Source organism: Tabrizicola sp., from assembly GCF_030373185.1.
GTDB lineage: Bacteria > Pseudomonadota > Alphaproteobacteria > Rhodobacterales > Rhodobacteraceae > Tabrizicola.
This window is the reverse complement of the sequence record NZ_JAUCZH010000007.1, coordinates 151,125-165,000: the sequence shown is the minus strand read 5'-3', so window position 1 is coordinate 165,000 and position 13,876 is coordinate 151,125. Positions and strand designations below refer to the sequence as shown.

Genomic DNA, 13,876 nt, shown 5'->3' with positions numbered 1-13,876 from the left:
TGTCAGTAGCCGCGCGCCCGGTCGACCAGATGCAGAAACGGCTCACCGGTCTCGCCGCGGCGGATGTTCTCGGCGATCACCCGTGCGGCCGAATATGCGCGGGTGTCGGCGGCGATATGTGGTGTCACTGTCACGCGTGGGTGGGTCCAGAAGGGGTGATCGGCTGGCAAGGGCTCCACCCGGAACACGTCCAGTGTGGCATGGCCGACATGCCCCGCATTCAGTGCCGCCAACAGCGCGCCATCGTCGATCAAGGCCCCACGCCCCGGGTTCAGGATCACCGCCCCTTGTGGCAACAGCGCCAGCCGTTCGCCGTTCAGCAGGTTTTCCGTCTCGGGCGTCTTTGGCAGCAGCAGAACCACGATCTGCGCCGAAGCCAGCGCCTGACGCAGCCCGTCTTCTCCATGCAGGCAGCCGGGCTTTTCGGTCCGGCTCCACCCCGTCACCGGAAAGTTGAGCGCCCGAAGCGCGGCCGCGCAGGCCGCCCCGAGCGCCCCCATGCCCAAGACCGCCACCGGGTGTTCGCGCGCCAGGGGCGGGCAGGTCGGATCCCAGACATGGCCGGGATTCACGATATGCCGGTCCATCCCCAGATGATGCCGCAAGGCGTGACCGACCACCCATTCCACCATGCCTTCGGTCAGGCCGGGATCGACCATCCGGCACAGTGGCTGGGTCAGGGTCTTGTTGCCGACCACGCGCTCCACCCCGGCCCAAAGGCTTAGAACAGCCTTGGTGCGGTGGTAGGCCGTGAAATCCTGCAAGGGCGAGGAGGGGGCATAGACGATGTAATCCACCACCTCTGGCGCGGCATCGATCACCACCTTGGCCTGCACCCCCGCCTCGGCCAGCGCCTTTGGCAATTCCGCCTGATATTCGGGCCAAAGGCTTGGCGCCGCGAAAAGGACCGTTGTCATGTTCTACCCTTGTCTGATCATCGCGGCCTGTGGACATGCGCACTTTGCACAAGCCCAAAGCCCACCAGCAGCACCAGCATCGCCGACCCCCCGTAAGACAGAAGCGGCAAAGGCACGCCCACCACCGGGGCCATGCCCATCACCATCGACAGGTTCACCGCGATGTAGAAGAAGAAGTTCGCCGCCACGCCCACGATCAGCAGGGCTGAAAACCGGTCGCGGTTCTGGAACGCCGCCACCAGACAGAACCCGATGATCAGCGCGTAAAGGCCAAGCAGGGAAAACGCCCCGATGAAGCCGAATTCCTCGGCCAGAGTGGTGAAGATGAAGTCGGTATGCTTTTCGGGCAGGAAATTCAGCCGGCTTTGCGTGCCTTGCATGAAACCCTTGCCCGACCAGCCGCCAGAGCCCAATGCGATCTTGGCCTGAATGATGTTGTAGCCTGCGCCCAATGGGTCTGCCGTCGGGTCCAGAAACGTGTCGATCCGCCGGTATTGGTAGTCATGCAGGAACTGCCATTCGGTGCCGCGCAGGGTGAAGACGCTGACCACGACTCCGACGCCCAGTGCCAGAACCGCGCCGAAATACCACAGGCTTACCCCGGCCGCGAACATCACCGCCGCACCCGCAAGCAACAGCAGAAGTGATGTCCCAAGGTTCGGCTGCATCAGCACCAGCACCGTTGGTGCGACCGTCAGCAGCACCGGGATCAGCACATAAAGCGGGCGAGAGACCTTCTTGTGATCCAGCCAGTCGTAATAGGCCGCCAGCATCATCACGAGGGTGAACTTCATCATCTCTGACGGCTGCAACCGGATGAAGCCAAGATCGATCCAGCGCTGCGCGCCCATCCCGACTTCGCCAAAGAACTCGACGAAGAGCAAAAGGATGAAGGCCACCAGATAGGCCAGCCCCGCCATGTTGCGCCAGAACCAGATTGGCACCATGGCGACGATGAACATCAGGACCATTCCGGCCGCAAAACGTTCCATCTGTGGCCGCGCCCAGGTATCAAGGTTGCCGCCTGCGATCGAATAGAGCATCAGGAAGCCGACGGAAGCGACAGCCGTTACCAGAACCACCAGCGGCCAGTTGATGAATAGGATCTTGCGCAGCCCCGCCGGTGCCTGTTTGAGGCGGTATTCAAGAAAGCTCATCCAGCCCCCCTACGCCCGGGTCCGGACAGTGGTGACCCCGGTTGCCGGGTCGCGCAACGGCAGTTCGTTGAGCATGCTTTCGATCCGGCCGCGCTGGCTTGCGGGGTAGGCGTCAAGCGGTGGCAGCCCGTCGGACAACGCGCGGAGCAGGATGTCGCGTGCAATCGGCGCGGCTGCGGTGGACCCGCCGCCGCCATGTTCCACCACAACGGCAATCGCATAACGCGGCGCGTCATAGGGCGCATAGCCGACAAACAGGGCGTGGTCCCGCCGGTTCCATGGCAGCTGGTCGTTCGAGATCACCCCCGCCTCACGCTCCGCCGCCGAGATGTTGCGAACCTGGCTTGTCCCGGTCTTGCCAGCCATCACCATGGTCGGTTCGACAACGCGGCTGGATTTGGCCGTTCCCTGATCGCTGTTCACGACCTCGTACATCCCGCGCTGGATCGCGGACAGGAATTCGGCCGTGATTCCCAAGGGGGCTGCCTCGACAACTGGCAATTCCCGATCATTCACCGTCCGCACAAGGCGCGGGGAAACGGCCCGCCCGGTGGCCAGCCGCGCGGTCATCACCGCCAGTTGCAGGGGTGAAGTCAGTACATATCCCTGCCCAATCGAGGCATTGATCGTATCGCCGATCCGCCATTCCGCCTTGTGCCGGTCCTGTTTCCACTGCTTGTCCGGCATGATGCCTTCGGTGATTGCCGACATGGGTATGTCAAAGCGCTGCCCCAGACCCAGCTTGCGCCCCATCTCGGCGATCTTGTCGATCCCCACGCGTTGCGCGATGTCATAATAGTAGACGTCACAGCTTTCACTGAGGCTGCGCGCAAGGTTGACGGACCCATGCCCGCCACGCTTCCAGCAGTGGAAGCGCCGCCCGCCAAACTCGATGTAGCCCGGACAGCGGACGCGGGTATCGGGTGTCGCTACCCCCGCCTCCAGTGCCGCCAGCGCGGTGACCATCTTGAAGGTCGAGCCGGGGGGATAGGCCCCCGAAACGGTCTTGTTGGCAAGCGGGCGGTGGTCATTTTCCATCAGGGCGTTGTAGTCGGTGTGGCTGATACCGCGCACGAAGAGGTTTGGGTCAAAGGACGGCGACGATGCGATGCAGATTACATCCCCGTTCGTCACATCCATGACCACCGCTGCGGCGCTTTCATCGCCCAGACGTGCCTGTGCGAAGTTCTGCACCTCGGCATCGATGGTCAGCCGGATGTCCGTTCCGGGGTCGCCCTCTTGCCGTTCCAGTTCGCGCATGACGCGGCCGGCCGAGTTCACTTCGATCCGCTTGGTCCCGGCGCGGCCCCGCAGGGTATCTTCCATCCACTTCTCGACGCCGATCTTGCCGATCTGGAACTTCGGAATCCGTAGCAAGGGGTCCGGCGTCTCCAGCGCCTCAAGATCCTTGTCGCTGACCGGGCCGACATAGCCGACAACATGCGCAAAATCGTGATCAAGGGGATAGCGCCGCGACAGACCCACCTCTGGCACGATGCCGGGCAGGGCGGGTGCGTTCAGCGCGACCTTGGAGAAATCTTCCCAGCTTAGCCGTTCGGCCACCGTGACAGGGACAAAGGCCCGCAGCGCCTTGACCTCTTCGATCGTGCGTTCCAGCTCCTCGGGGGTGATGGGGATGATCCCGGCCAGCCGCCGCAGCACCAGTTCGGCGTCCCCTGCCGCTTCCCGCGTGATCACGACCCGGTAGTTCTGTTCGTTGGCCGCGATCAACTGGCCGTTGCGATCCTGGATCAACCCGCGTTCAGGCGGGATCAGGCGGATGTTGATCCGGTTCTCCTCGGCCAAGAGCCTGAATTCGTCGGCCTGATCGACCTGAAGATACCGCATGCGCACACCAAGGACGGCGACCATTGCCGACATCGCGCCACCCAGCATCAAGGTGCGGCGGTTCAGGACGCGGGATGTCTCTTCGCTGTCGCGTGCCGTCCGTCTCACAGCCGCCTCCCGAAATCGTCCACTTCGCCCATCGCGGGCTTGCGAAGGTCAAGGACCAGCCGCGACAGGGCCACGACCAGAGGATAAAGCGCAATCGACCACAGAAACTGGACGATGGCAAAGCCGAAGGCCGGTTGGGGCACGACGGCCACCGCCAGTGCCAGACGGTAGGACAGCATCATCCCCAGCATGACCCCGGCGATCAGCATCCATTCGACCAGAAAGTTCAACTCGCGCGTCAGCGCCACGCGCGACCGCAGGAATTCGCTGGCCAGAACCACGATGGCGGTCCAAAGCCCCGGCGGGCGCATCAGGATCAGGTCTTCGGCCAGCATGACCGCAAGGATCAGCGGCATCGGCAGGAAATCGGGCCGCCGCACGACCCAGGCCATGATCAGGCAGATCAACAGATCCGGCCCCGGCAGCGCGCCCGGCTCGTGGCCCAGAGGCAGCAGCCGCATGAACAGCAGCACAAGGGCCAGACCAAGAAAGAGCCCGCGAAAGATCCAATGCTCCTGCCGCCAGAAATCACCCATCCCCGGCCTCCGATGCTGCACCTTCGGCAAGACCGGAACCGCTGGCCTCTACATCGCCGCCCTCGGTCCCTGTCGGCTGCGCGCCTGCTGCGGATTCGAGGGTCTCGGCGGAAGTGTCGGGCAAGGGCGACAGCAAGGGCGGGGCCACAAGGTTGCCTGGGTCGGTGATCGGTTCGAGCGCATGGCTGCGCAGCACGCGCAGGAATTCCAGCCGCTGATAATCGGCAGCAAGCACCACGCGCAGCCGCTTGTCGGTGCCGAGCGCCACCTGCCCGACCAGAAGCCCGGCCGGGAACACGCCGCCATCGCCAGAGGTCACAACCCGGTCGCCGGGGCGCACTTCATCGGTGTCCTCGATGAAATCCAGCGGCGGCAGGGGCGAGTTGTCGCCGCTGAGCAGCGCTTTTTGCCCGGAAGGCTGGATCGTCACTGGAATCCGGCTGTTGGAATCGGTGACAAGGATCACCCGCGCCGTCCGCGCCCCCACACCCGAGATCCGGCCCACCAGCCCGATCCCGTCCATCGTGGCCCATCCATCGCGAATGCCGTCGCGTTCGCCCACGTTCAACAGCACCGATTGGCGAAACGGGCTGCCGCTGTCGGCCATCACCACCCCGGTGACATAGGTCAGCTTCGGGTCCAGCCGCACCTTGTTCAGGTCCAGAAGCCGGGCGTTCTTCTGCTCCAGCTGCAAGGCGGCCTCTTTCCACGCCTTCATCTGCTGCAACTCACGTTTCAGCTCTTGATTCTGTTCGTAGATCCGGGTGTAGGACTGGAAATCGTCAATCATCCCGGCAGCCACGGTGACCGGACGCATCGCCCAGTCAAGGTTTGGCACCACGGCATCGATCAGCGCGGCGCGGAACCGCTCCACGCGCGGGCTGTCGACCCGCCACAAGAGGAACAGGCCAAGCAGCAAAAGCACGGCAATCGCCACCAGCAACCGTCGCAAGGGGCGTTGAAATTCTTCCGGTCCGATGCGTGTCTTCGCCACGGGTCAGCCTTTCCAAGCGGCGCGCATGCGCCCCGGTTCAGGTATCGTAGTCGATCACATGCCGAAGCTGCTTTTCATATTCCAGCGCTTTCCCGGTGCCGAGGGCAACACAATTCAGTGACTCGTTTGCCACCGAGATCGAAAGCCCGGTCTGTTCACGCAAGGAAAGGTCCAGATCGCCCAGCAGCGCGCCCCCACCCGTAAGCATGACGCCCCGGTCAACAATATCGGCTGCAAGGTCCGGCGGGGTGGCCTCCAGCGCCTGCATCACCGCGTCGCAGATCTGCTGCACGGGTTCGGCAAGGGCTTCGGCGACCTGCGCCTGATTGATCTCGGTTTCCTTCGGCACGCCGTTCAGAAGGTCGCGGCCCCGGATCGTCATGCTGGCGCCGCGCCCGTCATCGGGCATCCGCGCCGTGCCGATGGATGTCTTGATGCGTTCGGCCGTCGATTCCCCGATCAGCAGGTTCTGGTGGCGGCGCAGGTAGCTTACAATCGCCTCATCCATCCGGTCGCCACCAACGCGGACCGACCGGGCATAAACGATGTCACCCAAGGACAGCACAGCCACCTCGGTGGTGCCGCCGCCGATATCCACGACCATGTTGCCGGTGGGTTCGGTGATCGGCATGCCAGCCCCAATCGCTGCCGCGATGGGTTCGGCAATCAGCCCGGCCCGCTTTGCCCCGGCCGACAGCACCGACTGCCGGATCGCCCGCTTTTCCACCGGGGTCGCGCCATGCGGCACACAGACGATGATCTTGGGCTTTGAAAAGGTGGACCGCTTGTGAACCTTGCGGATGAAATGCTTGATCATCTCTTCCGCCGCTTCAAAGTCGGCGATAACGCCATCCCGCATCGGGCGGATCGCCTCGATCGTGCCGGGGGTCCGGCCCAGCATCAGCTTGGCATCCTCACCCACCGCAAGGACGACTTTCTTGCCATCCTTCACGTGATAGGCCACGACCGAGGGTTCGTTCAGCACGATCCCCTTGCCGCGAATGTAGACCAGTGTATTCGCCGTGCCGAGGTCGATCGCCATGTCAGACGAAAAAAGGCCGGAAAATAACGACATTCAGGTGGTCCCCACATGTAAGCCGCCGCGCAAGCGGCATTGTCCCGGCGACTCAAGGTCGAAGGCGGGCGCCTTCATATAAGGACCTGTGCTGGGGAGCGAAAGACCTTGTAGCACAGCGCGCGGAGCGCCGCCTACACAATCGTGGAGTTGCAGAAAACTGCTGTTTTCAGCCAGATTTCGGTGATCTGAAACGAGACAATTGACCTTCTCGAACCTTAGGCTGATCCTGATCTGGCCGGGTGCAGGAATTGGGGTGGGAAATGGCAGGCTTTGCGGGGCGTATTGCGCTGGTTACGGGGGCCGGATCGGCGGGGGGAATCGGCTTTGCCATCGCCCGGGGGCTGGTTGCGGGCGGGGCAAGGGTCTGCGTCACCGCCACAACGCCACGCATCCATGACCGCGCGGCAGAGCTGGGCTGCATGTCCCATATCGCCGACCTGACCGACCCGGCGCAGGTTTCTGGTCTTTTCGCGGCCGTCACGGACAGGCTTGGCCCGATCAGCATCCTGATCAACAATGCGGGCATGGTGCAGACCGGCAAGGACATCGACCGCCAGCCTCTTGCCGGGTGGACCGACGCGGCCTGGGCGCATCACATGGCGCTGAACATCAACACCACCTTCCACTGCTGCCGCGCCGCCCTTCCCGGTATGGCCGCCGCCGGCTATGGCCGCATCGTCAACATCAGTTCTGTCACCGGCCCGGTCGTCACCATCGACGGCAGTTCCGCCTATGCCACCGCCAAGGCCGCGATCACCGGCATGACCCGGTCAATCGCGTTGGAATACGGGCCCCACGGCATCACCTGCAACGCGGTGCTGCCCGGCTGGATCGCCACCGACAGCTCCAGCGCCAGCGAAATCCGCGCGGGCAAGCGCACCCCCGCAGGCCGCCCCGGCACCCCCGACGAGGTGGCGGCCTGCGCGCTGTTCCTTGCCTCGGCCGAGGCGTCTTACGTCACGGGTGCAATGCTGGTTGTGGACGGCGGCAATACGCTGCAAGAGATGAAAGGATGACCGATCCCGTTTTCCTTCCCGGCGTTCCCGCCGATGCCGTGCTTGCCGCGCTTGGCCGGTCCCCGGGGGGGGAGATTGCCTCGGGCAAGTTTGCCAGCCCCGAATCTTCGGCAGCGCTGGTGGCCAATACATTTGGCTGGTTCCTGAACCGGCCGCGCCAGTTGCCCGCCTTGCCCGGCGTTCCGATGGGCCCGGTGCAGACGGTCGCCATCGAAGCGGAAATGCGCTTTCCCTGGTCGGGCGGCCGCCATCCCTGGCTTGATGCCGAGATCACGACGGCCACCACGCTGGTCGGGGTGGAATCGAAACGGTACGAACCCTTTCGCCCCGGCAAGGCCGCAGAGTTCTCTGAAGCCTTCGATCGGCGCGACTGGGGGCCGGGCATGGCTCGCTATACCGGACTGAGAAAAGCTTTGGCGGCAGGGCAGCTGACCTATCGGCACATCGACGCGGCACAGCTTGTCAAGCACGCCTACGGGCTGAAGACCCAGGCCGTCAAACGGGGGCTGGGCGGGGTGCTGGTCTACTTGCATGCAGCGCCCACGCATTGGGCCAGCGGCAAGCCTGTCGACCCCAAGGCGATCAGCCGCCACGCCACCGAAATAGCCGACTTTGCCGCCCGCGTGAAAGGTGACGATGTGACCTTTGTCCCCCTGCGCTGGGGTGACATTCTGACCCAATGGTCCCAGACCCCGGCCACGGCGGCCCACGCCGCAGCCGTCCGGGGCTGGTTCGGCGGCCTTTAGGGGCCTCTTCGGTCCCTTGCGGTCCCTCATCGCCGGATCAGCGAAAAGGGACCGCAAGGGACCGATGAGCGGCCCTATTCGCCGTGATAGCTGACGGTCTTCACATCCTCGCCCGGGGCGGTTTTCTGGCGCCGCACGATCAGCCGGTTCAGCGCGTTTATATAGGCGCGCGTGCTGGCCACGATGGTGTCGGTATCGGCGGATGAACCGGTCACGATCCGTCCGTCTTCCTCCAGCCGGACGCTCACGGTCGCCTGTGCGTCCGTGCCTTCCGTCACCGCATGCACCTGATAGACCTGAAGCCGCGCCTTGTGCGGGAACAGCATCTTGACGCAGTTGAACGCGGCATCGACCGGACCGTCACCGGTGGCGTCGATGTGGTGCTCTACCCCGTCGATGGACAGGATCATGTCCGCCTCTTGCGGACCTTCGGTGCCACAGATCACCCGCAGCTTTTTCAGTTGCAGGAATTCATAGGCGTCGTTCGTCTGTTCATCCGTCACCAGCGCGATAAGGTCGTCATCGTAGACCTCTTTCTTGCGGTCGGCCAAGGCCTTGAACCGCACGAAAACATCGTTCAGCTGGTTGTCGGCCAGATCGAAGCCCAGATCCTTGAGCTTGGAACGCAGGGCCGCCCGACCGGAATGCTTGCCCATCGTCAGGTTCTTCTGGGTCAGGCCGATGTCTTCCGGTCGCATGATCTCGAACGTCTGGACGTTCTTGAGGACGCCATCCTGATGGATGCCGGATTCATGCAGGAAGGCGTTCTTGCCGACGATGGCCTTGTTGAACTGGACCGGAAAACCGGAAACCTGGGAAACCCTACGCGACAGGTTCATGATCTTCGTGGTGTCGATGCCGGTCTGGAACGGCAGGATGTCATTCCTTACCCGCATGGCCATCACGACTTCCTCGAGCGCGGTATTCCCGGCGCGTTCGCCAAGGCCGTTGATCGTGCATTCGATCTGCCGCGCGCCCGCCTCGACCGCTGCAAGGGCGTTGGCGGTCGCCATGCCAAGGTCGTTGTGGCAGTGGGTGGCGAAGATGATGCCGTCGGCACCCGGCACCCGCTCCAGCAGCATGCGGATGATCTGCGCGGATTCCATCGGGTAGGTGTAGCCGACCGTGTCGGGAATGTTGATCGTGGTCGCCCCGGCCTTGATCGCGATTTCCACCACGCGGCAGAGGTAGTCATGTTCCGTCCGGGTTGCGTCCATTGGCGACCACTGGACATTGTCGCAAAGGTTGCGGGCATGGGTCACGGTGTCATGGATCCGTTCCGCCATCTGGTCCATGTCGAGGTTCGGGATCGCGCGGTGCAGGGGCGAAGTGCCGATGAAGGTATGGATGCGCGGCGACCGGGCGTGCTTCACAGCCTCCCAGCAGCGGTCGATGTCCTTCTGGTTCGCCCGGGCAAGACCGCAGATCGTGGAGTTCTTCGCCCGCTTGGCAATCTCGGACACGGCGGCAAAGTCGCCTTCCGAGGCGATGGGAAAGCCCGCCTCGATGATGTCGACGCCCATTTCGTCAAGGAGGCCGGCAATCTCCAGCTTTTCCTCATGGGTCATGGTGGCGCCGGGCGATTGTTCGCCATCGCGGAGCGTGGTGTCGAAGATCACGACACGGTCTTGAGCGGTTCTGGTCATGGATGTGGTCCTGTTTTCCTAGCTGCGATCCTTTTGGGCGCTGGTCACCTCTGAGCGGTCGCGCCCGCAGGCACGCTCAGAGGCGGCTAAGAAGGAGGGCGCCAAGGGGCAATGCAGGGCGGATCGCCCCGGCGGTGGAGTGGATATGGTGTCCCTTGGTCATGGGCCGAGACTATACGAAGGAAATCGGGGAAGGGAAGGGGATTTCTGAACGGTCATGCCGCCCTTGGGGGCATCGAGCCCCCGCGGCCGGCGCTGCCGTGGGGCGTGTTGTGGGCTGGGCATGCCGTGGACGGTGCGCGAGCTGGGGTCGTCGGAGCCTCCGGCGGGAGTATTTCGGAAAAAGAGCAAGGCCATGGTCGGGCAGAGGCCTTGCCCTATCTGTGGGTGGGATGGGACGGAGAGATGATGCGGTCCTTGGTACTTGGGGCGTCGGGCGGAATCGGCGGGGCGCTGGTGGCGGAGTTGCGCGCACGCGGCGAGGTGGTGGCGTTGTCTCGCCGCGACGATGGTCTGGATGTGACGGATGAGACCTGCGTAGCCCGCAGCCTTGGCGCGCTTGTCGGGCCGTTCGACGTGGTGATTGTCGCCACGGGCGCCCTGGTGCTGGAAGGGGCGGGGCCGGAGAAGTCGCTGAAAGCGGTGACGGCGGAAGGCCTGGCGCGGCAGTTTGCCGTCAACGCGATCGGGCCAGCACTGGTGATCAAGCATGCCGTGCGATTGATGCCTCGGGACCGGGTGGCCAAGCTGGCCGTCCTGTCGGCCCGGGTGGGATCGATCGGGGATAATGCGCTTGGTGGCTGGTATGGCTACCGTGCCGCAAAGGCGGCGCTGAACCAGATCCTTCGGACTGCAAGCATCGAGGTGGCTCGGAGCCATCCGCAATCCGTGTTGGTGGCCCTGCATCCGGGGACGGTGGAGACCGGGCTGGCCCCGGTGCAGCGGGCAGGGCATCCCACGGTGGTGCCTTCGGTCGCGGCGGCGAACCTGCTGGCGGTGCTGGATGGTCTGGGGCCTGCGCAGTCTGGCGGGTTCTTCGACTGGCAGGGCAAGCCGGTGCCATGGTGAGGCTGGTTCTGGTTCTGGGCGACCAGTTGACGCCCGATATCGCTGCCTTGGCGGTGGCGGACAAGCGGCAGGATGTGGTCGTCATGGCCGAGGTGATGGGGGAAGGCCAGTCGGTAGCGCACCACCCGCAAAAGATCGCGCTGATCCTTGCCGCGATGCGCAAGTTCGCGGCCGTTTTGCAGGCCGAGGGTTGGCGCGTGGCCTATTCGCGGCTCGACGACCCCGAGAACAGCCAGACGATTTCGGGCGAGCTTTTGCGCCGGGCGGATGCGTTTGGCGCGTCCGAGGTTCTGGCGACCAGGCCCGGAGAATGGCGAGTGCTGCGGGATCTGGAAGACCTGCCGCTGTCCGTCAACCTGCTGGAAGATGACCGTTTCATCTGCCGGGAGGCCGAGTTTGCGGCTTGGGCCGAGGGGCGCAAGCAGTTGCGGATAGAATGGTTCTACCGTGACATGCGCCGCAAGACCGGGCTTTTGATGGCCGGCGGCAAGCCGGTTGGCGGCCAATGGAACTTTGACCATGACAACCGGAAACCTGCAAAGCGGGATCTCTTGCGGCCGCGTCCCGGGGATGTGGTGCCAGATGCGGTTGTCGAAGACGTGCTGACGCTGGTCGAGAGCCGGTTCGGTCATTTCGGACGTCTGCGACCGTTTCGCTGGGCGACAGACCGGGCGGGGGCCTTGGCGGCCTTGGCCGAGTTCGTGGCGGAGCGTTTGCCGCGCTTTGGCGAGGAGCAGGACGCGATGCTCGAGGGGGAGGCGTTTCTCAGCCATGCGGTGATCTCACCCTACCTGAACCTTGGACTCTTGTCGCCGATAGAGGTTTGCCGGGCCGCCGAGGCGGCGTGGCAGGCCGGAAAGGTGCCGATCGCGGCGGCCGAGGGGTTCATCCGGCAGGTCATTGGTTGGCGGGAATTCGTGCGGGGTATCTGGATGCAGGAAGGCCCGGCGTATCTTGAGCGGAACGAACTGGGACACGGGCGCGACTTGCCCGCGGTCTATTGGGGCGGAGAGACACGGATGGCCTGTATGGCCGCCGCTGTCGGGCAGACGCGGGATCTTGCCTATGCGCATCATATCCAGCGGCTGATGGTGACCGGGAACTTTGCGCTGTTGGCGGGGGTGGCCCCGGCCGCAGTGCATGAGTGGTATCTTTCGGTCTATATCGACGCCTTCGAATGGGTCGAGGCACCCAATACCATTGGCATGAGCCAGTTTGCCGACGGCGGGGTGTTGGGGTCAAAGCCCTACGTCTCGTCGGGGGCCTACATCGACCGGATGTCGGATCATTGCGGCGGCTGCGCCTACAAGGTGAAGGAAAAGACGGGTGCCGGGGCCTGTCCGTTCAACCTGCTTTACTGGCATTTTCTGAACCGTCACCGGGAAAGGTTCCGCTCGAACCCAAGGATGGGCCAGATGTACCGGGTTTGGGACGGGATGGACGAAGCCCACCGTGCGCGTGTTCTGGAGGGGGCGGGCCAGTTGCTGGAACGGCTGGACCGGGGCGAGGTGGTGTAAGGGGCGCCCCGGGGTGACCTGCCCATCCCGTTTGCGCATGTGGAAGCCAGTTTGATTGGTGCCTCCCTTCATGCGGCGACAGTCGTTTTGCGTCGACCACGCGGACCATCCGCGCAATCCGCACAACGACCGGCAGGCCAGCGCAGACAGGGCTAAGGGTCTGCTGGCTGCCGTCCGTCGGTCTGACAAACCCAGTGGGCCGCGCGCACCCGGTCGGGTGCATGTTCTGCCGTGCCTATCGGTCACGCCGGATCCACGCAGAACAGTGGTGCAATTTGTCCACATGTGGTAACAAATATGGAGAAATCCACAGTCATTAGCAGCTAACGCCTTCCATTGTGGAATGGCTTTGATACAATCCTATTCGGATGTTTTTGACTGACCGCGACGTAATCAAGAAGGAAAATCGCCATGAAAACCTTGCTCACCACGACGGGGATGCTTTCCGGGCTGCTGCTCGCAACCTCAGCCTCGGCCGAGGGGCTCAGCTTCGGCCTCGAGATCCCGATCCTGACCATCTATGCCGACCACGGTGCCGGCGAAATCGACGGCGGCAACGCCTGGTTCGATGAAGATGGTTCGGCCAACGCCTTCCGCATCACGGCCGCCTACGACATCTCCGAAAGTTTCGGCGTGCGTGGACGCGTCTTCAAGTTCGATGGCGAATTCGATGATCCGGACGATCAGTTCGACGCGCGCACGATCGACGTCGAAGCGGTCATGAACACGGATCTGGGCGGCCTTGACCTTGATGTCTTTGCCGGTCTGAGATCGGGCAGCGTCGACTGGTCGGACGAAGACGGAAGCACCGGCTATGGCTTTGACGGTGTTGGTCCGACCATTGGCCTTCAGGTCACACATTCCTTCGGCAACGGCCTCGGAATGATCGTCGGGGGGCGCTATTCGGCCATGCTTGGCGACACCACCGAACTTACCTCGGACGACACGGCTGACAACGTGGTTGTGTCATCGGTCGATCTGCGCATCGGGCTTGACTATGCGCGCGATCTGGCCAGCGGCGGGTCAATGACCTTCGGTGTCGGCGTGGAAAGCACCAGCTTCCTAAGCCTGTCTGGCAATGTGGACAACGACATCGACCCGGAAGACGTGAGCGTGACTCTGGCTGGCCCGTATCTGAGCCTTGGCTTCACTTTCTGATCTGAGGCCCGTGCCGGACAAGCGGTCCGGCGCGGGCGCCCCGGTCCTTCATCGGATCGGGAGCCCGGGCCTGCACGGGCAAAGTCG

The 13,876-nt window shown here is 63.8% G+C and carries 12 protein-coding genes; 5 read left to right on the top strand and 7 right to left on the bottom strand.

Annotated features, from left to right (window positions below; genetic code table 11):
• Positions 1 to 2: 2 nt before the first annotated feature.
• From QUV21_RS14190 to QUV21_RS14165, 6 genes are read right to left on the bottom strand one after another with little or no spacing between them, the layout of a single operon-like run.
• Positions 3 to 917, bottom strand: coding sequence for a glyoxylate/hydroxypyruvate reductase A (locus tag QUV21_RS14190; RefSeq protein WP_300855830.1), 915 nt, complete (start codon positions 915 to 917; stop codon positions 3 to 5).
• A gap of 17 nt (positions 918 to 934) precedes the next feature.
• Complete coding sequence (rodA, locus tag QUV21_RS14185; RefSeq protein WP_300855829.1) at positions 935 to 2,074, bottom strand: rod shape-determining protein RodA; 1,140 nt, start codon at positions 2,072 to 2,074, stop codon at positions 935 to 937.
• A gap of 9 nt (positions 2,075 to 2,083) precedes the next feature.
• Entirely contained in the window at positions 2,084 to 4,030 is a 1,947-nt protein-coding gene (mrdA, locus tag QUV21_RS14180; RefSeq protein ID WP_300855828.1) for a penicillin-binding protein 2, read from the bottom strand.
• Positions 4,027 to 4,566 (bottom strand): rod shape-determining protein MreD, encoded by a 540-nt coding sequence (locus QUV21_RS14175; RefSeq protein ID WP_300855827.1) that lies wholly within the window; start codon positions 4,564 to 4,566, stop codon positions 4,027 to 4,029. Before QUV21_RS14175 ends, mrdA begins: the two co-directional genes overlap by 4 nt.
• Complete coding sequence (gene mreC, locus QUV21_RS14170) at positions 4,559 to 5,560, bottom strand: rod shape-determining protein MreC (protein ID WP_300855826.1); 1,002 nt, start codon at positions 5,558 to 5,560, stop codon at positions 4,559 to 4,561. The genes QUV21_RS14175 and mreC overlap by 8 nt, the downstream gene beginning before the upstream one ends.
• A gap of 37 nt (positions 5,561 to 5,597) precedes the next feature.
• Positions 5,598 to 6,635 carry a rod shape-determining protein gene (locus tag QUV21_RS14165; protein WP_300855825.1) on the bottom strand — a complete coding sequence of 346 codons (1,038 nt, stop codon included), beginning with the start codon at positions 6,633 to 6,635 and terminating at the stop codon, positions 5,598 to 5,600.
• A 263-nt stretch (positions 6,636 to 6,898) separates the two neighbouring features.
• Here QUV21_RS14165 and QUV21_RS14160 point away from each other — a divergent pair, with 263 nt between their 5' ends.
• Both QUV21_RS14160 and QUV21_RS14155 read left to right on the top strand, forming a co-directional pair.
• Complete coding sequence (locus tag QUV21_RS14160; protein ID WP_300855824.1) at positions 6,899 to 7,654, top strand: SDR family NAD(P)-dependent oxidoreductase; 756 nt, start codon at positions 6,899 to 6,901, stop codon at positions 7,652 to 7,654.
• Entirely contained in the window at positions 7,651 to 8,400 is a 750-nt protein-coding gene (locus tag QUV21_RS14155) for a hypothetical protein (RefSeq protein WP_300855823.1), read from the top strand. The genes QUV21_RS14160 and QUV21_RS14155 overlap by 4 nt, the downstream gene beginning before the upstream one ends.
• A 74-nt stretch (positions 8,401 to 8,474) precedes the next feature.
• On the opposite strand, the gene QUV21_RS14150 is transcribed toward QUV21_RS14155, so the two are convergent.
• Positions 8,475 to 10,046 carry a 2-isopropylmalate synthase gene (locus QUV21_RS14150; protein WP_300855822.1) on the bottom strand — a complete coding sequence of 524 codons (1,572 nt, stop codon included), beginning with the start codon at positions 10,044 to 10,046 and terminating at the stop codon, positions 8,475 to 8,477.
• A 408-nt stretch (positions 10,047 to 10,454) separates the two neighbouring features.
• Here QUV21_RS14150 and QUV21_RS14145 point away from each other — a divergent pair, with 408 nt between their 5' ends.
• From QUV21_RS14145 to QUV21_RS14135, 3 genes are all read left to right on the top strand, one after another.
• Positions 10,455 to 11,114, top strand: coding sequence for an SDR family NAD(P)-dependent oxidoreductase (locus QUV21_RS14145; protein WP_300856074.1), 660 nt, complete (start codon positions 10,455 to 10,457; stop codon positions 11,112 to 11,114).
• A complete protein-coding gene (locus tag QUV21_RS14140) occupies positions 11,108 to 12,631 on the top strand; it encodes a cryptochrome/photolyase family protein (protein WP_300855821.1) in 1,524 nt (507 codons plus the stop codon). Before QUV21_RS14145 ends, QUV21_RS14140 begins: the two co-directional genes overlap by 7 nt.
• Positions 12,632 to 13,042: 411 nt before the next feature.
• Positions 13,043 to 13,789, top strand: coding sequence for an Lpg1974 family pore-forming outer membrane protein (locus tag QUV21_RS14135; protein WP_300855820.1), 747 nt, complete (start codon positions 13,043 to 13,045; stop codon positions 13,787 to 13,789).
• Positions 13,790 to 13,876 lie beyond the last annotated feature (87 nt).

What these genes read in the sequence shown, in the direction of transcription:
- QUV21_RS14190 (WP_300855830.1), bottom strand. Translation starts at nt 917, where the DNA reads ATGACAACGGTCCTTTTCGCGGCGCCAAGCCTTTGGCCCGAATATCAG.
- rodA (WP_300855829.1), bottom strand. Translation starts at nt 2,074, where the DNA reads ATGAGCTTTCTTGAATACCGCCTCAAACAGGCACCGGCGGGGCTGCGC.
- QUV21_RS14175 (WP_300855827.1), bottom strand. Translation starts at nt 4,566, where the DNA reads ATGGGTGATTTCTGGCGGCAGGAGCATTGGATCTTTCGCGGGCTCTTT.
- QUV21_RS14165 (WP_300855825.1), bottom strand. Translation starts at nt 6,635, where the DNA reads ATGTCGTTATTTTCCGGCCTTTTTTCGTCTGACATGGCGATCGACCTC.
- QUV21_RS14160 (WP_300855824.1), top strand. Translation starts at nt 6,899, where the DNA reads ATGGCAGGCTTTGCGGGGCGTATTGCGCTGGTTACGGGGGCCGGATCG.
- QUV21_RS14155 (WP_300855823.1), top strand. Translation starts at nt 7,651, where the DNA reads ATGACCGATCCCGTTTTCCTTCCCGGCGTTCCCGCCGATGCCGTGCTT.
- QUV21_RS14150 (WP_300855822.1), bottom strand. Translation starts at nt 10,046, where the DNA reads ATGACCAGAACCGCTCAAGACCGTGTCGTGATCTTCGACACCACGCTC.
- QUV21_RS14145 (WP_300856074.1), top strand. Translation starts at nt 10,455, where the DNA reads ATGCGGTCCTTGGTACTTGGGGCGTCGGGCGGAATCGGCGGGGCGCTG.
- QUV21_RS14140 (WP_300855821.1), top strand. Translation starts at nt 11,108, where the DNA reads ATGGTGAGGCTGGTTCTGGTTCTGGGCGACCAGTTGACGCCCGATATC.
- QUV21_RS14135 (WP_300855820.1), top strand. Translation starts at nt 13,043, where the DNA reads ATGAAAACCTTGCTCACCACGACGGGGATGCTTTCCGGGCTGCTGCTC.